Raw genomic sequence first — 21074 nt, forward strand, 5'->3', positions numbered from 1 at the left:
TATACATACGCTTAATACGGAGATGACAGTCACTTATAACAATTATCGTAATATGGAATTTGAGACTATGGAATTCGATAAGTTTGAAAAGGAGGGTGTATAGATGAAAATTGAGCAACTGGAATCCGCAGCAGGTATCGTCGTTGCAGGACATCGCGGTTATAAATCAGCTTACCCGGAGAATACACTGCTATCCTTCAAGCGTGCCATGGAAGTAGGCTGCCACATGGTGGAGTTTGATCTGCGTATGTCGAAGGACCGAGAGGTCGTCGTTATTCATGATACAACAGTAGACCGCACGACGAATGGCAGCGGTGAGGTAAGGGAGAAGACACTCGCAGAGCTGAAGGAGCTGGATGCGGGAGGCTGGTTCGCACCGGAGTTTGAAGGCCTTAAAATCCCTACATTTCAAGAGCTGTGCCAGCTGCTTGCTGGATATCCGGACATATTGCTGAATGTGGAGATCAAATCCAGCCCGGATGCGAAGGATACGGCTGATGCTGCTGTAGAGCTGCTGCATGAGCATAGACTGTACGAGAGATGTGTCTTCACCTGCTTTGATGCTGAAATTACCGCTTACCTCTATGATCACTATGGGGCAAAGACTCAGGGGTTCAAGGCGGAGGTCATGCGTAATTTCGTAACGGGTGAGGACGGCACCTACTCCAAAATGTGGGCCATCGGCATAGAGATGTCGCTTCTTAATCGGGAGGATGTACAAGCCTTCCGGGATAGGGGGCTGCAGGTGTGGAGCTACTGTCCGGACACAAGTGACAGCGTCCTGTATGCGGTCGGCTGCGGAACACCGATCATGACCTGTAATGACCCGCTTCCTGCACTGCGCATTAAACAGCAGCTCGAGGGTACAGTTTAAAAAAATGCCAATTGCTGTGGTATGACGATGCCTGATTCCGGGTATAAATGAATAGGCGGAGAAATGGCAGAGGCATGCCACAGCTTACTTATTTAAGAGGGTGCACTACGTCAAGAAATAATGGACACATCATTTAGTTTGGTAAATAAAGTAATTTTTTCTTAATTTCTATTGCGTTATTGATTTGAATATGGTAATGTATACGAAACGGTGTAATTCACATTTTGGAAAGAGCTTCATTTCGAAATGGCACTTTTCCCAATATGTGAATTTTTTTTATGAAAATAACCATATTAATATAAGAGTAAAGGAGAATGACCCTAATGCAAACAGGTACAGTTAAATGGTTTAACGCAGAGAAAGGCTTCGGTTTCATCGAAGTTGAAGGCGGAAGCGACGTTTTCGTACATTTCAGCGCAATCACTGGCGAAGGTTTCAAAACCCTCGACGAAGGACAACGCGTTGAATTCAACGTGGTAGAAGGAAACCGCGGACCACAAGCAGAGAACGTAGTAAAAGTATACTAAGCCGACCTGCTAAACTGCCTTTAACTGACAAGTTGAAGGCAGTTCTTGTTTTCACTCCAAAATAGCGAATGCGGGATAGACGGAAGTAGCCGTTTATTTGCGTAGATAGGAGGGGAAGTATTCATGTACAGACGTCAAGTAACAGAGGAAATCCCCGAGGAAAACACAAAAGTGTGGTCATGCACCAGCGATGACTGCAAAGGCTGGATGCGGGACGACTTTACGTTCGAGAGCGAACCAAGCTGCAGTCTATGTTCCTCGCCAATGGAGCGGCAGATGAGAATGCTGCCTGTACTCTCCAACGCAACCAGTGATTTGAAAGCAATGAAAAAAGGTTAGTTTTTTGTATGTTTGTTGATGCAAAATGGAATACAAGAAATAGCATAGCTCTGTAAGTGTACCGCGATAAGGTAAGGATACTCCTTCCCCTATGGCGGTTTTTTCATGCTATATTTATCGATATAAGACAACGATAAGGGGAGAAGGTTATTGGACAAGGTTGGACTCGTAATGCGCAAAATTCAATTTGCCGAAGCGCAGGGACCCCGGGTTTTTGCAGACAGGCTGCAGAGTATCGGACGGGAGCTGGGTGTCGAGATCGTGTTTATATCGCCGGAGCGGCATGTCAGCGGATATGACTGGGTGCAAGGCTATGAGCATGAAAAGGGGGATCTGGTTAATTACGATATCGTACTGGATCAGATCTATTCTCAGAATATAGAGCATGTAATTTATACGGTATCCGGCTTTACTTTTCTAAAGATGTTTCTCGATAAGAGCGTGCTGTTCCCGCACAGCTTCCCCGATCCAGCGCTGACCGGCTATGAGATGATGAAGCCGTTCTATTCGATTGTGGATAAGGCGATCGTGCAGACGGAGTTTTTGAAGAGAGAGATGAGCTCAAATTACGGTGTTCAGGACATTACCGTTATCCCCATCGGGTTCGATGAAGAGCTGGCGAAGAAGCATTATGATCCGTCCGCCGTCGTGGATAACCGGGTCATGTGGATTGGCCGGGATGAGGCGAACCGCAGGCCGGATCTCGTGCTGGAATATGCAAGACAGAATCCGGACAAGGAGGTCTTCATGGTATTCGGTGGACGCCGGTATGAGGAGAGCATGAAGAAGTATGATATTCCGGATAATATTCAGCTTCGCTTTGCTCTGACACAAGATGAGGTATTCGAGCTGATGAACCTCCTATGGTGTAGAAGACCCTGACCTTAGCCGCATAGGACCTCGCGATGGGTCAGCCAATGCTGGGTATAGCTATCCATATTTAACATATAAAATCCTCCTATTAGATCTTCTCCGTAGAAGATGTTAACGATTTATGTCTGAAATTGCAAACGTATCTGAATGAAGTCATTTGTGTGTGGGAGAAGCTATGAAGCATAAGTTATTTTTCGCTTGCAGGTCGTGACGCTATAATGGTTCAATAAGGAATGATGACAACATGAACAAGACAGGTGAGGGGGAACTACATATGAAGAAAGTCATTATTGATACGGATACCGCCGGTGATGACACGATTGCGATCCTGACGGCTCTCCATTATTTTGACGTGCAGGGAATTACGATTACAGGCGGTAATGTGGAATTTAACCAAGAGGTCGAGAATGCGCTGTACACGGTTCAGGTTGCGGGCAAAGGCGGACAAGTACCTGTGTACAAAGGGTATGAACGGCCAATGCTTACCCTTGGTTCAGGGCAGCACCGTTATGTCGATGATGTTCATGGAGATGACGGAATGGGAGGGGCTCATTTTCCATTAGCAGATCAGCGCCCTGAGTCAGGACATGCGGTAGATTATATCATTGAAACAGTGCACGCGAATCCGGGACAGATTCATCTTCTTGCCATTGCGCCGCTGACCAATATTGCGATGGCTATCCAAAAGGACCCGAGTATTGCATCCTTAATCCCTCATATCTATATTATGGGCGGAGCCAACAATTCGCTGGGGAACATCACACCGGCGGCTGAGTACAACTTCTACACAGATCCGGAAGCAGCTCAAATCGTGCTGCATTCCGGTATTCCCATGACCATGGTAGGCTGGGAGATGTGTACTCGCTATTCCATCATGGATGATCAGGATCATGAAGAGATTGCGGCACTGGGTACTGCCGGGGCTCAATTTTTTATCGATATCAACAAGGTCGTTATGCAGTTCAATAAGTCAGTACACAGGCTTCCTGGGACAACACACCCGGATACACTCCTAATGGCTGCTGCAGCAGAAGAATCAATAATGACAAGAACAGGTCAATACTTTGTAGATGTTGAAGTGGGCGGTCAGTATACCAGAGGGTATAGTGTCGTTGATATTAATGGACGTCTGGGACAGGCACCGAATGTACGTGTATGTGAAGAGATCGATCGTGAAGCCTTCAAGCGAATGCTGCTTGATGTGCTCTCATCCATTAAATAAACAAATAGGTGACCAGCAGGAAGAGGTTTCTCTAGCTTTTTTAGAAGGAGCCTCTTCTTTTGCTGTGAGCACAATCAGGTGTGCAGAATTTGGATTTGCATAGACCGGCTGTGTTACAGTGAAGTAGATAAGAATAGAAGCAGTCAGCTAACACGCAAATACATAACGATTAGGAGTAAGAGGCGCGGATTGCAGTATAAACGTAGTTTGAAGTTTTTATTTCCGGTTATAGATATGGAGCAGCAGATGAGGAGAAGGAGGAAATAATGCTATTTTATATTACGGCGATCGTTATATTGATTATAGACCAGGCTAGCAAGCTATGGGTTCGAGAGCATATGGACATTGGCGAAGTGATTCCTGTCGGCAGTATTGTCCAGCAATTAGAGCACTATGAGAACTCGGGGATGGCATTTAGCCTGTTCCAGGGGTATGCACGATTATTTGGCATCGTTGCGCTTGTGTTTATCGTACTTATTCTGTACTACAGGCACAAGGGAGAGATTCAAGGCCGGGTGATGAACATGGGGGCAGGCTTTCTGGTCGGCGGCGCGGCGGGGAACATGGTAGATCGATTCTTCCGAGGCACGGTGACCGATTTTCTTAAATTTTCGGAAGAAGGCGGAATACTGAATTTCGCAGATATCGCTTTGAATGTTGGTGTACTGCTGTTTATCGCAGGAGCCGGACTTAGCTGGCTGAGATCCTGGAGGGTGCGCCGCTCGCATTTTTGAGCCCTGCACCCACACAGGCGTCTGCGAGCAGCCCCACAAGCCTTGCCCCGCAGAGAGGTTTTTGGATGTAGAACGACTTTTGCCGCAGGCAACCGGAGAGATACAGCCAAAACACCGAACCCGCACAAGCCTTCCCCGAGCAGCCCCCGCAAGTCTTCCCTCTGCAGAGTAGGTTTTGGATGTAGAACGACTTTTGCCGGAGGCAACCGGAGAGATACAGCCAAAACACCGCTCGCCCACACAAGACTTCCCTGAGCAGCTCAAGCCAAGCCTTCCCTCTCCAGAGAGGTTTTTGGATGTAGAACGACTTTTGCCATAGGCAACCGGAGAGATACAGCCAAAACACCGAACCCCAAATACCGAACCCAAAAATTTTCCGATTACAACTCCGCAGATTTGGTGTATAATCAAACATTGTGTGAACGTTGTCACAAAGTGTTGAGATTATTGTCATATTAGGAGGCTCAAAAAATACATCATGAGTAACTGGACTTTTTTTAAACGAATGACTCGATTATTTTCAGTGACCGTCATGATTGTTCCTGTTGTTCTTGGCACGATTACAGCCTATGCGTTTGATAAGGAGTTCAACTTCCTGTTGTTCTTGCTGACCTTGGTGGGGGCTGTATCCGCTCATATATTTTCGAACATGGTTAACGATCTGTGGGATTACCGTAACGGTACAGATACAGAGGCGGCTGAAACAGAAGGAGCAATATCAACGAATTCTGGATTCCTGACTACGGGAACGATGTCGGAGAAGAAGTTTGCTGTAATTACGTGGGGATTTCTTGTTCTAGCTGCGGTGTGCGGGCTGATTCTGACCATCGTCAGCGGCTGGCCGATTCTGGTGCTTGCCCTGGTTGGTGCGCTTATCGCATACTTCTATGTTGCACCTCCGATCAAATTCGGATACCGCGGCAAAGGCTACAGTGAGATCGGGATCTTCATTTCATTCGGTGTACTGCCTGTACTTGGAGCGTATTATGTACAGACTGGTGAATTTGCAATTGCACCGCTGCTGCTGTCACTGCCTGTCGGCATGCTGACCACGATGCTGCTGTTTAACCACCATTTTCTGCATTGGCGTGCGGACCGTGAGATCGGCAAGAAAACGCTGGTCGTGATGTGGGGAGAAGAGCGGGCGCTGCGTCTGTCCAAAATAATGACGGTGCTCGCCTATGTGCTCTTGATTGTGAGTGTCGTGTTTGGGGCACTGCCTGTGTATGGGCTTCTGGCCGTTGTCTCTGTCATACCTATGTACAAAGTATATAAATCTCTCGGAAAAGTAAACCCGTCCGAGGCCTACCTTCCGCTTATGGGAGCTTCACAGCAATCCTCGGTGCTCTGCGGTTTGATCATGTGTATTGGACTATTGATTCAAGGAATGGCATGAAATCATTAATAATGAATATTTTCCAAAAAAGAAAGAACGTTCATGGCGAACGTTCTTTTTTTTGAATTCATCATTGAGACTGCTCAGCATCCATACCCAGCTCTGTACGAAGTCTCTTTAACGCATCCTCTAACGTCCCTTCTACAATGGTAACAGGAATGCCGAGCATGAGATTGGTGGGCAGATTGAAGTTCTCAATCGTCATCCCGTCTTCATACAGTCCTGTCGCAGGATCTGTCGCAGGTGCTAGCTTCTCCCCCATCGTACGTGCATCAAGAACATGGGCATACAGCTTCTTGCCAAGTCCGTATCCAAGCCCGCATTCAAATACGGTGCCGGAATCCGGCTCCTGCCCGCGGAAGGGATTCAGATTGGCGATGATGATATCACATTTCTCGATCAGTCTCACATTGCCTTCGAATATAGCGGCCGCCGTCTCATGTCGTGTAGGCTGGGGTTTAATATCCTTGTCTAGTGGAAAAATACCTTCAAATCCATATTCAGCGCACAGCGCCTTCATGTGTTGCCCGAGCTCGGAAGCATCGGTACGGAACACCTCAAAGCCAGCCATATAGACACGGAGAGGTTTTGTTTCTACGGAGTTCATGTTCTCGCTGCACCTTCACTTTCTTCAATATGAGTAGGAGATCATATAAAATATATTATATTATCATGTGTCAACAGGGCATGAGTATATATTCAAAAAATATATAATCCTTAAGGGAGGATGAATATAAATGAAAGCTTCAGTATTTAGGGAATTTGGTGGTCCTGAGGTGCTGCACATTGAAGATGTGCAGACGCCTGCACTTAAGCCGGGCTGTGTGCTTGTTCGAATGAAGGCCGTCGGTCTAAATTATGCAGATGTGTATCGCAGAAAAGGAAATTATCATCTGGAGGGGGAACCGCCCTACATATTAGGCTACGAAGGAGCCGGTATTGTGGTGGAGACTGCAGACGATGTTACAGGCTTGCCGCCAGGCAGCCGTGTGGGTTTTGCTGATGTTCCACATGCAAATAGTGAGCTGGTATTGGTTCCTCAGGAGAAAGCCATTAAGCTGCCTTCTGAGATTACGTATGACCAGGCAGCAACCGTGCTGCTACAGGGTATGACGGCCCATTACTTGTTAAATGACAGTTATCCTGTACAGGCTGGGGATGAGATTCTGGTGCACGCAGCTGCAGGTGGAGTAGGTCAGCTGCTTGTCCAGCTTGCCAAAGCAAAAGGGGCAAGAGTATTAGGGGTTACTTCTAGCTCATCAAAGCGTGACATTGCTCTGCAAGCGGGAGCTGATGAAGTTCTGCTGTACAATGAAGGCAATTGGGTAGATCAAGCAAGGCAATGGTCGTACAAGCAGGAAGGTGTCAGAGCGGCCTATGACTCGGTTGGAAGTACGTTAATGGACACTTTCCGAGCAGTTCAAATCAAAGGCCATATCGTGTTCTACGGCATGGCCGGAGGTAATCCTGTTCCAGTCGATCCAAGGATGCTGATGGATACGTCCAAAACATTAACCGGGGGAGACTTATGGAATCATGTGACAGATCATGCCGACCGTGTGCGGCGGGCGAACGACCTATTTACAGCCATTACAAGCGGAGACATTAAACTAGCTGAACCCATGAAATTTTCGCTTGATCGTGCAGCAGAAGCACATCAATGGATTGAAAGTCGGCAAAGCACAGGAAAAATTCTGCTCATTCTCTAAACGAGTCTGTTTCAAAAAATTAAAGGTTCTAAAAATTCAACTACACAAAATTCATTATGCAGGTGTTTAAACCAGGATACGGGTGTTTAATAAATATCACTCGTTTTTTTCTTGTCAATCGAAACCGGTTTCGATTGACAAGACTGCAATGGAACTAAATACATATATCTTAAAGTTAGACATTTATAACCATTGGTTATTAAAAACGAGTGTGCTATGCTTTACACCGAGTGGAAATGTAAGCACTTTTATCAGAACAAGATAGAGGGGGTACACCATGAGATTTCAGTGGCTTAAGAGTTGTAAAATGCTCCTCATTGCCGGTGGAGCAGCATTAATGCTTACCGCAAGCGGCAGCAGCGAAGGGGCCTCAGGCAAGGTCCAGATTGAGTTCTTCCAGAACAAGCCCGAGGCGAAGGAATCCTTTGACAAGCTTGTAGAGAAATTTAATCAGGAGCAGTCTGAAATTGAAGTGATACAGGTCAATCCACCGGATGCAGAAACGGTGCTTAAGACCCGGCTTGTAAAGAATGATGTCCCGGACATTATGGCGCTGGGCGCAACGGATACATTCTCGATGCTGTCTCAGAGCGGTATTTTCATGGAACAGACCGATCAGGAAATGATCGATTTGATCAATCCGAGCTATATTCAGATGGTTAAAGACGTAAGTGGTCTTGAAGAGCTTACAGGGATTCCATTTGCAACAAATGCAAACGGTATCATGTACAATAAGACGCTGTTCCGCGAGATGGGGCTTGAGGTTCCGAAGACTTGGGATGAGCTGATTGCGACAGCGGAGAAAATTAAAGATGCAGGTAAAATACCTTTTTACCTAACTTATAAAGACGACTGGCAGACCAACCTTGCTTTTAATTCACTTGCACCAAACTTGGAGGGGATTGACTTCTATCTGCAGCGCAGAGAAGGTGAAGTTACATTCCAGGAGCGTTACCGCGAAATAGCCGAGAAGCAGCTTAAGATTCTCGATTATGGACACAGTGACAACTTCGGTAAGACCTATGCAGACGGCAACCGTGCCTTCGCGAACGGAGATGCCTTCATGTATATCCAAGGTACTTGGGCAATCCCAGAGATACGTAAGGCCAACCCGGATATTGAGATCGGCTTCTTCCCTTTCCCGACAGGAAATGACCCTGAAGAGATCAAGCTGGTAAACGGAATTGACACGCTGCTCACGATCTCTGAAGATACAGAGCATCAGGCTGAGGCTATTGAATTTATCAAATTTTTGCTGCGTGAAGATAATATGAAGCAGTATATTGATGAGCAGAACTTGTTTGCGGCAGTAGAAGGCGTAACGCAGGATGATTCGAGCGTAGCTGAGATCCTTCCTTATATCGAGAGAGGCCAGGTCACCGACTTTGCTGACCACTACATTCCGTCTGCTGTTCAGCTGAATTCAATTGTACAGGAATTTTTGCAGGTCGGAGACATTGATGCTTATCTTAAGAAGCTCGACGAAGAGTGGGATAAGGTAGCAAATCGAAGATAGGATACGAGGAGGAACAAACATGAAGAATCGGCTTACTCCGTTCTACTGGATGACTTTGCCTGCCGTAGCACTGTTCTTTGTGTTTATGACCCTGCCTGCATTGCAAGGGTTGTATTACTCATTTACGAACTGGAACGGCTTCGGCGATCAATATGATATGGTTGGATTCAAAAATTATATTAATCTGTTTGCAGATGAGAACGTGTGGAATGCATACGGATTTACTATTAAATATGCCATTGTGGCAACCATCTTCATTAATATTATCAGCTTGCTGATTGCGCTGGGACTGAATGCGAAGATCAAATACCGGAATTTCTTCCGGGCGATATATTTCCTTCCCAACATTTTGAGCATTCTGATCGTCGGATATATATTCAACTACCTGTTCTCGAACGTATTCCCGATCTGGGGTGAAAATCTAGGACTGACTGCCCTGTCCACCAATATATTGGGCAGCCAGGATCTCGCATGGGTTGGGGTCGTATCGGTTGCGATCTGGCAAGGGATTGCATTCAACACCATCCTGTATCTTGCCGGGCTGCAGACCATCCCAACGGATCTGTATGAGGCGTCCAATCTGGACGGAGCGGGCAAATGGCGTGAATTCTGGAGTATTACGTTCCCGCTTATCGCTCCATTCTTCACGATCAACATGGTTCTTGCCATGAAGAACTCGCTTATGGTCTTCGATCTCATTGTAGCCATGACGAACGGTGGACCAGGACGGGCCACACAATCCATCGCACACTTGATCTATACCGGCGGTTTCGAAGGCGGCGAGTTTGCTTATCAATCGGCCAATGCCATCATTTACTTCATTCTGATCGCCATTATATCGATTATTCAGCTTCGATTTCTGCAGAGAAGGGAGAGTGACATGTAATGAAAAAATCACGCTCACGCACCAATTGGCTGGTTACGCTGCTCGTCGCGATGGGTACGATTGTGATCCTGTTCCCTCTCTACATGACGCTGACGATTGCGATCAAAAATCCGGAGCAGATGCGTCAATCGGTCTTCTCCTTTCCCGCAGATATTCAGTGGGATAACTTCTCTCGTGCCATTGAGATGACAGGCTTCTTCAACGCACTGGGCAACAGTGCCATCGTGACGATATCGACGGTGGTCCTGACATTGCTGACCAACTCGCTTGTCGCCTATGCGATCGCGCGGAACATGAATCACAAATTTTTTAAAGGGTTGTATTTCTATTTTGTCAGTGCGATGTTTATTCCATTCCAGATTATTATGCTGCCTGTGGTTAAATTAACTTCGAATCTCGGGATGACCAATCTCGTTGGACTTATCCTGCTGCATACCGTGTATGGTCTGGCCTTTAACGTATTTATCTACGTGGCTTATATTCGCTCTATTCCAACCGCTTTGGAAGAAGCGGCCAAGGTCGATGGGGCAACCACATGGGGTACGTTCTGGCGAATTATCTTCCCGCTGCTTGCACCGATGAGTGCAACGGTCGGCATTCTGACCTGTCTGTCTACCTATAACGACTTCCTGCTGCCGCTCATTATGATCAGCGATCAGGATCAGTATACACTGCCGCTTGTGCAGTACATCTTCCAAGGGCAGTTTAATACCGACTTCAACCTGGCCTTTGCCTCATACCTGATGGCCATGCTGCCGATGATTATCATCTATCTTTTCGCACAAAAATGGATCATCAATGGTGTAACTCAAGGGTCGGTCAAAGCTTAATTCACAATTAAAGCACCAGCGGAATCATGTGATTCCCTGGTGTTTTTGTATGTTTACAAGCAAAAAACGGATGCTTTTCCAACAAGCCTCAACCCCCTTTTTATACATAAATATTGACTAAGCTTCGGTGTTTTTATAGACTTAATATATACATTGCCCGAGAACTGACGGTAGCGGCGGAAGGGAATCCCTTTTTTGCGGCTGCTTCTTGTCGTTTATGAGGTAATAAACAAATTCAAGTTGTCTAATTCATAGCTTGGAACTATAAATAAAGACAGGTGGAAATGAAGAAAATGAGTAATTCTAATTATCGTGTATTGTTGTACTACAAATATGTCCAGATTGAGGATCCTGAGGCTTTTACACAGGAACATTTAAAATACTGCAAAGACCTCGGTCTCAAAGGACGGATTCTGATCGCCAAAGAAGGAATTAACGGCACCGTATCCGGTACCTACGAGCAGACCGAGCAATATATGAACGACATGAAGGCCAATCCGCTGTTCAGCGATATTTGGTTCAAGATTGACGAAGTGGAAGGGCATGCATTCAAGAAGATGTTTGTTCGTCATAAGGAAGAGCTCGTTACCTTCCGATATGATGAAGAGCTTGATCCGAATGTAATCGGCGGCAAACGCCTCAGCCCGAAAGAATTCTATGAGCATCTTCAACGCGATGACGTTGTTGTCATTGACGGCCGCAATGATTATGAGTACGAGATCGGTCACTTCCGCGGTGCGATCCGTCCAGACGTCAAATCCTTCCGTGAGTTTCCGGAATGGATTCGTGAGAATCTAGGCGATATCAAAGACAAGAAAGTCATCACCTACTGCACAGGCGGTATCCGCTGCGAGAAGCTGACCGGATTCCTGATCAAAGAAGGCTTCGAGGATGTAGCCCAGCTTGAGGGCGGTATTGTGACTTACGGTAAAGACCCAGAAGTACAAGGCCGATTGTTTGACGGAAAGTGCTATGTATTCGATGAAAGAATTTCCGTGCCAATCAATCAGACGGAAGAGGATATTGTCATTGCTTCCTGCTACCACTGTGGAACAACGCATGACCAATATGTGAACTGTCCAACATGCAATCTCCAATATGTATCATGTGAGGCATGTGAGGAAGAGCATCAGCATTTCTGCTCCGATGCTTGCCGGGAAGAGGCGCACGCGAAGGCTATATCTTAATCAGATCCGCATCTTCACTGACATGAAAGCAGGTGGTTGTAATGAGCGCGCCCAAAGAGAAGTCTACACGTCAGCGAATCCTTCACATGCTGAAGGTTCAAGGTCCCTTAAGTGCTCGTGAAATTACAGCTGAACTGGGCATTACGGAAATGGCAGTCCGCAGGCACCTGGCGACACTGGAGAAGGATGGACATATCGCAACGAGCGAAATCCGGCAGACCGCCGGTCGCCCTTCTGCAGTATTTGGCCTTACCGAGCGTGGAGAGGGGCTGTTTCCGAAGACGTACCCGAAGGTAACGCTCGATCTGCTAGGCGAGCTTGCCGAGGAGTCGGGTGAAGAGATGATCGACCTGTTATTCGAGCGGAGAAGGAACAAGCTGCACCAGCGGTATGCCACGGAGATGAAGGGCAAGGACCTGGCTGGCCGAGTTCGATCTCTTGCCGCCATCCAGAATGACAATGGATATATGACCGAGCTGATGGAAGAGGAACAGGGCTTCGTGCTGAAAGAATACAATTGCCCCATCTCTGAAGTGGCGGATGCCTACGGACAGGCCTGCCGCTGTGAGTTGGAGCTGTTTCAATCCCTGCTTGAGGTTTCGGTATCCCGTACGGAGTGTCTTGCCAAGGGCGGAAGATGCTGTACTTACAAGATCGGGTTGTCTTAGTCGAAGTATCTTAGAATAATCATATGAAGCTTGAGAAGAAGCATTTTGGCGGAATTACCCGCCGGATGCTTCGTTTTTTTTACATGACATCTTTTAAATGAACTGTGGAAATGAATTCGCAGTAAAAGTATTAATTGACGAATAGTACAAGCACCCTTAATATTAGGGAAAAAGTGATATCGACCGTGCGTCAATTATTTCCAAGACTTGGCATGTCCTGCGTCTAATTGCTTTAGTGCAGTTAAATATAAAAGCGCTAATGCTATTATGTGACACAGCATGTTAGAGGAATAATATGGAATTAGGTCGTGCAAACAAGAAGCTGGATTTTGAGTGGGTCTAATGAAAAGTAGAAACAGACAATGTGAATGAAGAGAGGGGAAGCACGAATGAGTAAAAAATGGTGGATGTCATTATTGGTAACGGCTTCAATTGCGCTGGTTGCGGGATGCGGCAACGATCCTGATAGTACTTCAGGTTCTGCGGGTTCTGGAGGTACCGGCGGCGGAGAGGAAGCAGAAGGGAAAACCTATTCCATATCGATCTCTCAATATGTTGAGCATCCTTCTCTGGATGCCACACAAGAGGGTTTTATTGCGGCGCTTAAGGATGCAGGACTTGTAGAGGATGAGAATCTAAAGATCGATTATAACAACGCACAGGCGGATGCGGCCAATAACAACTCCATCGCCCAGAAGATTGCAACGGACAGCAGTGATCTCGTACTTGCGATTGCTACACCTTCCGCACAGGCTGTCGTAAGCCAGGTGAAGGACAAGCCTGTATTGTTCGCGGCTGTAACTGATCCTTTAGATGCCAGACTGGTAACGGACCTTAAGAAGCCGGGCGGTAATGTCTCTGGCGCATCCGATACGAATCCAGAGGCGATTGTGAAGCTGGCAGATTTTATCGCAGCGCAATTACCGGATATTAAATCGGTTGGGCTTGTTCTTAATGAAGGTGAACCGAACGCAGTTGTCATGGCAGACAATGCGGAGAAAGCGTTTGCTGAGCATGGTATTAAGCTGGTTAAAGCAGCAGCAACCAATACTTCCGAGGTTCAGCAGGCAGCTGATTCGCTCATTGGCAAAGTAGATGCATTCTATATCACGCTGGACAATACGGTCGTCAGTGCGGTGGACACCATGATCAAGACAGCGAACGATAATGATATTCCTTTCTTCTCCAGTGATCGGGATACGGTAGAGAAGGGCGCTTTTGCTACCGTCGGCTTCAAGTATTACGATCATGGCTACCAAGTAGGCGAGATGGCTGCTGACATCCTGCAGAACGGAACGAATCCAGGAGATCTTGAGGTGACTGTACCGGACAAGCTGGATCTTATTCTGAATCTGAAGGCGGCTGGAGAGCAAGGCATTGAAGTTACGGATGAAATGAAAGCAGCAGTAGAGGATCAAGAGAACAACATCATCGAGTAACCTAATTTAGGTTAGTATGCTGAATGCTCGGAAGCAGGGTGGACGACATACCACCCTGCTTTTTTGCAAATAGGAGGATAACACATGTTAGAAACGTTGCTTAGTCTGCTGAAATCGACTCCTGGAGCGATTGAACTAGGGCTCTTGTATGCATTAATGGCTCTCGGTGTATACATTACGTTCCGAATTCTTGATTTTCCGGATCTTACGGTAGATCAGAGCTTTACTACAGGTGCGGCAATTGCTGCCATTATGATTACGAATGACTTCTCACCTTGGCTTGCGACACTTGCAGCCTTTGGAGGGGGGCTGGTCGCCGGGGCATGTACAGGGCTCTTGCATACGAAGGGTAAGATTAATGGACTGTTGTCCGGTATATTAATGATGATTGCCCTGCATTCGATTAACATGAGAATTTTGGGTGCACCGAACCTGTCTCTGCTGGGTGTTGACAATGTTTTCTCGAGTCTGAATGTTCTACTGTTTATGTTCATAGTAGCGTTTGTTGTTAAAGTGCTGCTTGATGTGTTCTTCAAAACAGATCTCGGTCTGGCTCTCCGTGCAACAGGAGACAATGAGCGAATGATTCGCAGCTTCGGAGCGAACACCGATACAACCAAGCTGGTCGGTATTAGTCTGTCTAACGGACTGGTGGCTCTATCCGGTGCATTTTTGGCACAGTATCAAGGATTTGCGGATATAAGCATGGGAATTGGAATGATTGTGGTTGGACTCGCGTCAGTTATTATCGGGGAAGCCATCGTGGGCAAGCGCAGCATTTTCCTGGCGACACTGTCCGTAATCATTGGTTCTATTGTATACCGCATCGTCGTTATGATCGCCCTTCGGGTACCTGGATTCGAGACTTCAGATTTGAAGATTATTACGGCTGTTATCGTTATTCTGGCGCTTCTGATTCCTTCTATACAACGCAGTATTCGTCAGAAGAACATGGCGCGGCGGAGAACGACAGAGCTGCTGTCCGGCACGGGTAGTAAATCGATGGGAGGTGACCTGTAATGCTGCATATCAATCACGTGTCCAAGCTGTTTAATCCAGGTACCGTGGATGAGAAGATTGCGCTTATGGATGCCCACTTAACCTTGAATGAAGGAGATTTTGTCACAGTCATCGGCAGTAATGGTGCAGGTAAATCGACTTTGATGAATATTATATCGGGTGTAATGAAGCCAGATGCAGGTGAAGTGCAGATTCGGAATCAAACGATCAGCCAGCTGCCTGAATACAAGCGAAGTCAGTGGATCGGCCGGGTGTTTCAGGACCCGATGGCAGGAACTGCACCGATGATGACGATTGAAGAAAATTTGGCGATGGCCTACCGGCGCGGGAAATCCCGCGGCTTATCCTTTGGCATCAACCAGAAGACGCGAACGCTGTTCCGAGAGCAGCTGGAGAAGCTGGGGATCGGTCTTGAGCACCGAGTCAGAGCTAAGGTCGGCTTGCTGTCCGGAGGTGAGCGTCAGGCGCTCAGCCTGCTCATGGCAACGTTCACCCAGCCGGAGATTCTGCTGCTGGATGAGCATACGGCTGCACTTGATCCATCAAGAGCTGAGCTGATTACGAATATTACCGAAACGCTGGTCCGTGAGATGAACCTGACCACACTGATGGTTACTCATAACATGGAGCAGGCTATAAGGCTTGGCAACCGGCTCATTATGATGGATAAAGGCCGGATTATTCTTGACGTCAATGCCGAACGCAAGAAGACATTAACTGTACCGGAGCTGCTTCAGGAGTTTGAGCGAATCAGCGGAACGAAGCTGTCAGATGACCGGGTTGTGCTCGGTTAAAGATATATGTATTAAACCTCTTACGCCCCTCACGCCCCTCACGGCTCTCTCGTGCAGGGGCTCTTTGATATGCGTGCAATTTTTGGCTCGACCGATATACAATAGAAGCAGCATCAGGCAAGGGGTGAACGAGCATGGCTCACATTTATTTTCATGAAGGAGATTATACGGTAAGCAGTTCGGGCGGACAGGTCACCTTGCTGTCCAAGGAGTTCGCACTTCTCTATTTTCTGTACCGGAACCAAGGGAAGACCTTTACGCGGGAGCATTTGCTGGACCAGGTATGGCCGCTTGAATATCCCGGGGAACGGACGGTGGATGATCATATTTACAGGCTGCGCAAGAAGTTGTTTATCATTTCGGAAATTAAAATACATACCGTTAGAGGCTTGGGATACCGTCTTACGGCAGAACAGAAATCTTCGGTTGTTCTCAATCCATCGATGGCGGATACGGAGCTTCAGTCGGCAGTCCATCAGTTATTCCAAAAGTACCATCTCTTCGGTCAAGGCAAATCCATTACAACGCTGATCGCACAGCAGGAGGCGCTCGGGATTGAAGTCGCCCCTTTTTACGAGAACTATTTGCATTTTCTGGGGGGTGATCTCGACTGGTTTATGAGCCGTGATGACCTTAAGGCTGAGGATAGACTATACTGGCTGCTGATTCTGTATGGCGTGATCGCTTCTCCTCAGGAAGGGCTTCAGCTCTGTGAGACGGCACTGTTACACTCTCGACTGGAGCCTGAGTTCCACAGGGAAATGTATTATCTAAACATCATTGATCTCTATGTGGAGAATGGCATGTATTCCGAAGCAGAAGAACGAATAGCCGCTACCTACAGGCTGCTTGACGAAGAGGACGACTTGGAGGGCTTTCGTATTCCACTCATGTTATCTGAGCTGCTCCTATATATTCATGAAGCGGATTGTGCCGGAGTTGAGAAGAGCATTCAAGAGATCAGCCGATCGCTTGATCATAAGCCCTATCTGCGGGAAATATGCAGATTTCTCTATATGAAAGGAATATGGTATTACCGACAGGGACAGATCAGGGAGGCATCAGCAGCGGTGGATGATGCGCTTGAAGTCTACGGTCAATCCGGATTCGTGCCTCACATTCTGCTGTCTGTGCGTCAATTTTTGTATTATATGGAGCTACACCCTCCTGCTCAGACGGATAAGGCGGTTATAGGTCTAAGATCGAAGCTTCGGAGCATCTTTCAGGATCTGGACGAACGTCATCACTATACCTCGCGAAAAGAGGCCTGCTCCTCTGTGATCAGAGGACTCCTGCGCTCTGTCTGATATTCCTCTGATATAACCCCGTTATGCTGGATGCATTCTAAAGATAGCGGGGGAATTCATATGCTACATAAATGGTTCAACACCAAACTCCAGAGTCGAAGTCTACTCTCTAATAAAATATTTATGAGGCTGTTCTCTGCCTACGCGACAGCTTCTTTTGGCGATTGGTTTGATGCCATTGCCATTCAGGTACTGCTCGTCTATCGGTGGGGAGTAACACCAATGACCTTGGCACTGGTTCCTGTCGCCATGGCATTGCCGGGACTGCTGCTTGGCTCCTTTGCGGGTACAATTGCAGATCGAGTGCCTAAGGTAAGGCTTATGTTCTTATGTGATTTATTAAGCGCCGTTCTGACCCCGTGTTTACTTGTCGCACCGAGTATCTACTGGATTATTCCCGTTCTTATGCTCCGGTCAGCCGTATCGACTTTTGTGATGCCAGCTCAGCAGGCGATGACAAGACAGGTGGTTAAGGAGGAGGAGCTGCTCCAAGCGACGTCGATTAACGGGCTGGTCAACCAGCTCTCCAAGATTGCGGGTCCTCTTCTCGGCGGTATAATTCTCGCGATGTTCACACCTCAGATATGTATTTTAATCGGTGCAGCAGGAAGGATCGCTTCTTGTGCAATGCTCTGGACGGTTCGACATGCTTCAGACGATGTGAAGAAGACGATACCGGTCAGTAATGTTTACACAGAAGTGGTTCAATCCGAGGAAGGATATATTCGGAGAGGAACGGTGTGGCAGGAGTGGAAGGAAGGGTGGAAGTACCTTTTGCAGCGTCGGGTATTGCTGCATACGATGATTTATTGCTTTTTTGGCCTGACAGCCTTGTTGATGGTGGATTACCAGTTTACCGTTCTGCTCCGGGAGATTGCCCCTAATAACGAATCGATGCTGGGCATATTGGTAGCTGCAATTGGGCTGGGCGCAGTGATTGTGCTGCTCATTGTAAACAGGCAGGAGCATATAGGATACCGATTTGGCCTGGGTACAGGTGCGATGGGGATCGGTCTCGGCATTGCCGGGCTGGGGCTTGTTCCAAGCGGGAGCTCTTCATGGTTGATCACTGGACTTGCACTCGTTATTGGGCTCGGAAATGGTCTGTACATGGTCACGAACCAGACCATCATGCAGAAGGAGAGCAGCATAGAAATGGTAGGCCGTGTATTCGGCATTAGTAATACGCTGGTGAGTGTCGCGCTCGTCACTGCGCCTTTGGCAGGAGGGGCGATCATTGAGCTGGCGGGTGTAGAAATCGCCTTTTTTGGGATTGGATTCATCGTTGCAATGATTGGATTAATAGGTCTGCTGTTCGGTAAGAAGTGGTGGGGAGTTCACCACATGAGGAGTGAGGACCAGCATGAATCTAAGCAAGCAGCAATACAGTAAAGACTAAGCTTCCCACCACATCACATTGGCTGTAGAAGCGAGCAGACCGGCTACGGATAGAGAACCGCTGACCGTTAAGGTGTAGGACTGGCCTGGCGGCACAATGAATCGACCGATCTCATCGAAGCTGAAGGGCCCGGTAGCGAGCGGCATGGACAGTACCGGCGTTCCACCTGTAGACGCAGTGTTAGAAGACCTCGCTGTCATCAGAGATGTGCTGCTGCTAGCGAAATTCGTGTTCACTGGAGTCAGCACAGCCGGACTTCCAAGTGTTCCATTGCGTACAATAGCCAACGTTCCGGTGAAGGAGGAGAGGAGGTTAAGAGCGACATTGATACCGCCGGTTATACGAGAGATATAAACGTTTCTTCCGCTGCCGGCAGGATTCGTAATTTGAACGGTGATAATAACACTACCGCCAAGCAGTCCCAGTGAAGTCGAGTTTGTGGCTCCCGCAGTGAATAGGGCTCCAGCTCGGCCTGCGCTCGATTCGGGAGGGGCGCCGATCGCTGGGGCTTGATAGGTATTCACATTACGATCCGCAAGGGGTTTGTTCGCAGATCCGAAGATATGGTCGTTTGGCACGCAGATCCCTCCTTTATGAATGTTATGAATGTATTCATACTCAGACCTCCCACCAAGTCAGGTTGATGGAGCCGGTGAGCGATCCAGGGCCGATGCTAATGGTTACTGAACGTCCGGGAGGAACGATAACAGACCCGCGCAGCTGAATATTGTATGCTCCAGCAGTAAGAGGAATACTCATCAGGGTGACCGGCGAGCCGGTTACGGTTCCTGTTACCTGCTGTGTTGTCACTGCACTGGTCACGCTGTTTCCGAAGTTATTGTTAACCGGAACAGGTGTGGTTCCTCCGGTAAGTATCCCGCCATTATACACAATAAGTGAAGCGGCGGCTGTACTGCCTCCGATGATCTGAGATAGATATATTGTACGTGTGCTTGCTGCCGGGTTAACGACTTGAAGCAGCAGATTTGCGCCGCCACCTGCGCTGACATTCCCTGTGGTCAGGGTAAACAGCCTGCCGGCAGAGGCGGCGCTGAGATCAGGCATGGACTCAATAGCAGGAGACACGTAAGTGTTGGTCTGCTGTACATAAATGGGCTTGTTGGCTGTATTGAATACAGAGTAATTCGTCATAGGATCCTCCTCCCTTGCATTTTGAAGATTCAATTGGTTAGCAGCTGCCGTTCACGACTACCTTGAATTATATATATGCGAAGTTTGGCGGACGGGTTTGGGTTGTCTCTCTATATTCGCAGGAGAAAATGAAGCAGCTCATAAAAATAAGAACTGCTCATGAAATCAAAAATTTTATAAGCATTGTAAGCTAACAAAATCATTTATCTTTATTTTTCTGTTCCAGCCAATCCCAATACACCGCATAAAACTCACCGTGCAAAAATTCCTCGTGAACATCCTCCTCATCCGACTTCCGTTCTCGTAATGTCAGTCCCAGCCAAGTCTGCTCCCCTACAACAATTTCGGGGTCTCCTACGGCATCCAACAAGGCAAAAGCACGGAAAAATGCGCCCATAATATTGTCTCTGACTGTTTTTTCTATAGCGGATAAGGCTGCATCATCAAAATTATAGTTTTTCAAAGCATTCACTTCTTCTGTGCTCAACTTAAACTCATCCCACGTTATGTTATCCTCTGATGGGTATACAAGTTGATTTCGTATCTCGGAGCTATTTTTAATGATTTCGTGCAGTTCAATCAAAAAAATTTTCTTTGGATCCATGTTATAGTTGTCCTCCTTAGTAAGAAGCTGAATAGCATTCTATTTCGCCCAGGACCATCTTTTCCCTGCTTCAACATAACCATCTGATCCGTGACCGTGACTCTCAATTATAAAAGGCTTAGGCATCATTTCCCGGCTTGTGCCGTTACCGCGTGTCCCTCTGCTTGCATACAGTACGGTAGCACTTTATATGTGTGAACCCTTGGTTAAGCGATAAGGAGGTGCAATGTGAGAAATGCCTAACTTTTCAACCTTTAACTTGAATCCGGATAATTTAAGAAGTTTAATTTACGGGACTGATGACGCAAATGTCAGCCATCCGGTCAGAACAGATACAAGCGGCAACCTGATTGGCGTTATATTGGACGGAACCATCAGTAATATGCCAGGCATATCGAATGTAACGATTACTGCCGGGACGCTCACAAGCCTGCTGGATGGAACCATCTCGAATGTGATGGGAGCCACCATTACAGCCGGGACCATTACGAGTGTGCTTGGAGCGACGATTACCGCCGGAACGATCACAAGCGTACTGGGCACAACGATTACGGCGGGAACGTTGACGAACCTGTTGGATGGAACATTGACGAGTGTA

Annotated in this window: 22 protein-coding genes and 2 pseudogenes; 20 read left to right on the top strand and 4 right to left on the bottom strand. The window is 47.4% G+C overall.

Annotation, left to right across the window (positions count from 1 at the left end; all coding sequences use genetic code 11):
* Positions 1 to 103: 103 nt before the first annotated feature.
* The 8 genes and pseudogenes from TCA2_RS16675 to TCA2_RS16705 all read left to right on the top strand — a co-directional run bounded on the left by TCA2_RS16675 (position 104) and on the right by TCA2_RS16705 (position 5965).
* A complete protein-coding gene (locus TCA2_RS16675; protein ID WP_047912725.1) occupies positions 104 to 874 on the top strand; it encodes a glycerophosphodiester phosphodiesterase family protein in 771 nt (256 codons plus the stop codon).
* 323 nt (positions 875 to 1197) lie between these two features.
* A complete protein-coding gene (locus TCA2_RS16680; RefSeq protein WP_047912726.1) occupies positions 1198 to 1401 on the top strand; it encodes a cold-shock protein in 204 nt (67 codons plus the stop codon).
* A gap of 123 nt (positions 1402 to 1524) precedes the next feature.
* Entirely contained in the window at positions 1525 to 1740 is a 216-nt protein-coding gene (locus TCA2_RS16685) for a cold-shock protein (RefSeq protein WP_047912727.1), read from the top strand.
* A gap of 150 nt (positions 1741 to 1890) precedes the next feature.
* A pseudogene (locus tag TCA2_RS16690) lies at positions 1891 to 2598 on the top strand (glycosyltransferase family 1 protein); the annotation flags it as partial.
* Between the two features lie 289 nt (positions 2599 to 2887).
* Positions 2888 to 3835 carry a nucleoside hydrolase gene (locus TCA2_RS16695; RefSeq protein ID WP_047912728.1) on the top strand — a complete coding sequence of 316 codons (948 nt, stop codon included), beginning with the start codon at positions 2888 to 2890 and terminating at the stop codon, positions 3833 to 3835.
* Positions 3836 to 4101: 266 nt separating this feature from the next.
* Positions 4102 to 4569 (top strand): signal peptidase II, encoded by a 468-nt coding sequence (lspA, locus tag TCA2_RS16700; RefSeq protein WP_047912729.1) that lies wholly within the window; start codon positions 4102 to 4104, stop codon positions 4567 to 4569.
* 42 nt (positions 4570 to 4611) lie between these two features.
* Positions 4612 to 4824, top strand: coding sequence for a hypothetical protein (locus TCA2_RS26985; RefSeq protein WP_152557772.1), 213 nt, complete (start codon positions 4612 to 4614; stop codon positions 4822 to 4824).
* A gap of 223 nt (positions 4825 to 5047) precedes the next feature.
* Positions 5048 to 5965 (top strand): prenyltransferase, encoded by a 918-nt coding sequence (locus TCA2_RS16705; RefSeq protein ID WP_047912730.1) that lies wholly within the window; start codon positions 5048 to 5050, stop codon positions 5963 to 5965.
* Positions 5966 to 6035: 70 nt separating this feature from the next.
* Here TCA2_RS16705 and TCA2_RS16710 read toward each other — a convergent pair whose 3' ends face one another.
* Positions 6036 to 6572 carry a nucleoside 2-deoxyribosyltransferase gene (locus TCA2_RS16710; protein WP_047912731.1) on the bottom strand — a complete coding sequence of 179 codons (537 nt, stop codon included), beginning with the start codon at positions 6570 to 6572 and terminating at the stop codon, positions 6036 to 6038.
* A gap of 130 nt (positions 6573 to 6702) precedes the next feature.
* Here TCA2_RS16710 and TCA2_RS16715 point away from each other — a divergent pair, with 130 nt between their 5' ends.
* The 11 genes from TCA2_RS16715 to TCA2_RS16765 all read left to right on the top strand — a co-directional run bounded on the left by TCA2_RS16715 (position 6703) and on the right by TCA2_RS16765 (position 18713).
* The gene (locus TCA2_RS16715; RefSeq protein ID WP_047912732.1) at positions 6703 to 7674 is read left to right on the top strand and encodes a quinone oxidoreductase; all 972 of its coding nucleotides are present in this window, start codon (positions 6703 to 6705) and stop codon (positions 7672 to 7674) included.
* Between the two features lie 307 nt (positions 7675 to 7981).
* Positions 7982 to 9190, top strand: a complete 1209-nt coding sequence (locus tag TCA2_RS16720; RefSeq protein ID WP_238546429.1) for an ABC transporter substrate-binding protein — start codon at positions 7982 to 7984, stop codon at positions 9188 to 9190.
* A gap of 19 nt (positions 9191 to 9209) precedes the next feature.
* Positions 9210 to 10076 (top strand): carbohydrate ABC transporter permease, encoded by an 867-nt coding sequence (locus tag TCA2_RS16725; protein WP_047912734.1) that lies wholly within the window; start codon positions 9210 to 9212, stop codon positions 10074 to 10076.
* Complete coding sequence (locus TCA2_RS16730; RefSeq protein WP_047912735.1) at positions 10076 to 10906, top strand: carbohydrate ABC transporter permease; 831 nt, start codon at positions 10076 to 10078, stop codon at positions 10904 to 10906. Before TCA2_RS16725 ends, TCA2_RS16730 begins: the two co-directional genes overlap by 1 nt.
* Positions 10907 to 11199: 293 nt before the next feature.
* Positions 11200 to 12093 (top strand): rhodanese-related sulfurtransferase, encoded by an 894-nt coding sequence (locus tag TCA2_RS16735; protein ID WP_047912736.1) that lies wholly within the window; start codon positions 11200 to 11202, stop codon positions 12091 to 12093.
* A gap of 41 nt (positions 12094 to 12134) precedes the next feature.
* Entirely contained in the window at positions 12135 to 12761 is a 627-nt protein-coding gene (locus tag TCA2_RS16740) for a metalloregulator ArsR/SmtB family transcription factor (RefSeq protein ID WP_047912737.1), read from the top strand.
* 389 nt (positions 12762 to 13150) lie between these two features.
* On the top strand, positions 13151 to 14200 hold the full coding sequence (locus tag TCA2_RS16745) for an ABC transporter substrate-binding protein (RefSeq protein ID WP_047912738.1): 1050 nt from the start codon (positions 13151 to 13153) through the stop codon (positions 14198 to 14200).
* An 84-nt stretch (positions 14201 to 14284) separates the two neighbouring features.
* Complete coding sequence (locus tag TCA2_RS16750; RefSeq protein WP_047912739.1) at positions 14285 to 15220, top strand: ABC transporter permease; 936 nt, start codon at positions 14285 to 14287, stop codon at positions 15218 to 15220.
* A complete protein-coding gene (locus TCA2_RS16755) occupies positions 15220 to 16014 on the top strand; it encodes an ABC transporter ATP-binding protein (protein ID WP_047912740.1) in 795 nt (264 codons plus the stop codon). The genes TCA2_RS16750 and TCA2_RS16755 overlap by 1 nt, the downstream gene beginning before the upstream one ends.
* Positions 16015 to 16148: 134 nt before the next feature.
* Positions 16149 to 17321, top strand: a complete 1173-nt coding sequence (locus tag TCA2_RS16760; protein WP_047912741.1) for a winged helix-turn-helix domain-containing protein — start codon at positions 16149 to 16151, stop codon at positions 17319 to 17321.
* Positions 17322 to 17381: 60 nt separating this feature from the next.
* Positions 17382 to 18713, top strand: a complete 1332-nt coding sequence (locus tag TCA2_RS16765; protein WP_047912742.1) for an MFS transporter — start codon at positions 17382 to 17384, stop codon at positions 18711 to 18713.
* A gap of 3 nt (positions 18714 to 18716) precedes the next feature.
* Here the strand turns inward: TCA2_RS16765 and TCA2_RS16770 are convergent, their stop codons facing one another.
* From TCA2_RS16770 to TCA2_RS16780, 3 genes are all read right to left on the bottom strand, one after another.
* Positions 18717 to 19298, bottom strand: a complete 582-nt coding sequence (locus tag TCA2_RS16770) for a hypothetical protein (protein WP_047912743.1) — start codon at positions 19296 to 19298, stop codon at positions 18717 to 18719.
* Between the two features lie 40 nt (positions 19299 to 19338).
* The gene (locus TCA2_RS16775; RefSeq protein ID WP_047912744.1) at positions 19339 to 19872 is read right to left on the bottom strand and encodes a hypothetical protein; all 534 of its coding nucleotides are present in this window, start codon (positions 19870 to 19872) and stop codon (positions 19339 to 19341) included.
* 199 nt (positions 19873 to 20071) lie between these two features.
* Positions 20072 to 20476 (bottom strand): hypothetical protein, encoded by a 405-nt coding sequence (locus TCA2_RS16780; protein WP_047912745.1) that lies wholly within the window; start codon positions 20474 to 20476, stop codon positions 20072 to 20074.
* A gap of 235 nt (positions 20477 to 20711) precedes the next feature.
* Between TCA2_RS16780 and TCA2_RS16785 the strand changes: the two are divergent.
* Positions 20712 to 21074: pseudogene (locus TCA2_RS16785) on the top strand (hypothetical protein); the annotation flags it as partial.

Source organism: Paenibacillus sp. TCA20 (genome assembly GCF_000732325.1).
Lineage (GTDB): Bacteria > Bacillota > Bacilli > Paenibacillales > Paenibacillaceae > Paenibacillus > Paenibacillus urinalis.

Bases quoted from the DNA above. Each gene is read 5' to 3' on its own strand.
- TCA2_RS16750 (WP_047912739.1), top strand. From the start codon at position 14,285: ATGTTAGAAACGTTGCTTAGTCTGCTGAAATCGACTCCTGGAGCGATT.
- TCA2_RS16680 (WP_047912726.1), top strand. From the start codon at position 1,198: ATGCAAACAGGTACAGTTAAATGGTTTAACGCAGAGAAAGGCTTCGGT.
- TCA2_RS16705 (WP_047912730.1), top strand. From the start codon at position 5,048: ATGAGTAACTGGACTTTTTTTAAACGAATGACTCGATTATTTTCAGTG.
- lspA (WP_047912729.1), top strand. From the start codon at position 4,102: ATGCTATTTTATATTACGGCGATCGTTATATTGATTATAGACCAGGCT.
- TCA2_RS16745 (WP_047912738.1), top strand. From the start codon at position 13,151: ATGAGTAAAAAATGGTGGATGTCATTATTGGTAACGGCTTCAATTGCG.
- TCA2_RS16735 (WP_047912736.1), top strand. From the start codon at position 11,200: ATGAGTAATTCTAATTATCGTGTATTGTTGTACTACAAATATGTCCAG.
- TCA2_RS16715 (WP_047912732.1), top strand. From the start codon at position 6,703: ATGAAAGCTTCAGTATTTAGGGAATTTGGTGGTCCTGAGGTGCTGCAC.
- TCA2_RS16760 (WP_047912741.1), top strand. From the start codon at position 16,149: ATGGCTCACATTTATTTTCATGAAGGAGATTATACGGTAAGCAGTTCG.
- TCA2_RS16695 (WP_047912728.1), top strand. From the start codon at position 2,888: ATGAAGAAAGTCATTATTGATACGGATACCGCCGGTGATGACACGATT.
- TCA2_RS16685 (WP_047912727.1), top strand. From the start codon at position 1,525: ATGTACAGACGTCAAGTAACAGAGGAAATCCCCGAGGAAAACACAAAA.
- TCA2_RS16740 (WP_047912737.1), top strand. From the start codon at position 12,135: ATGAGCGCGCCCAAAGAGAAGTCTACACGTCAGCGAATCCTTCACATG.
- TCA2_RS16725 (WP_047912734.1), top strand. From the start codon at position 9,210: ATGAAGAATCGGCTTACTCCGTTCTACTGGATGACTTTGCCTGCCGTA.
- TCA2_RS16780 (WP_047912745.1), bottom strand. From the start codon at position 20,476: ATGGATCCAAAGAAAATTTTTTTGATTGAACTGCACGAAATCATTAAA.
- TCA2_RS16755 (WP_047912740.1), top strand. From the start codon at position 15,220: ATGCTGCATATCAATCACGTGTCCAAGCTGTTTAATCCAGGTACCGTG.
- TCA2_RS16720 (WP_238546429.1), top strand. From the start codon at position 7,982: ATGCTCCTCATTGCCGGTGGAGCAGCATTAATGCTTACCGCAAGCGGC.
- TCA2_RS16775 (WP_047912744.1), bottom strand. From the start codon at position 19,872: ATGACGAATTACTCTGTATTCAATACAGCCAACAAGCCCATTTATGTA.
- TCA2_RS16730 (WP_047912735.1), top strand. From the start codon at position 10,076: ATGAAAAAATCACGCTCACGCACCAATTGGCTGGTTACGCTGCTCGTC.
- TCA2_RS16710 (WP_047912731.1), bottom strand. From the start codon at position 6,572: ATGAACTCCGTAGAAACAAAACCTCTCCGTGTCTATATGGCTGGCTTT.
- TCA2_RS16765 (WP_047912742.1), top strand. From the start codon at position 17,382: ATGCTACATAAATGGTTCAACACCAAACTCCAGAGTCGAAGTCTACTC.
- TCA2_RS16675 (WP_047912725.1), top strand. From the start codon at position 104: ATGAAAATTGAGCAACTGGAATCCGCAGCAGGTATCGTCGTTGCAGGA.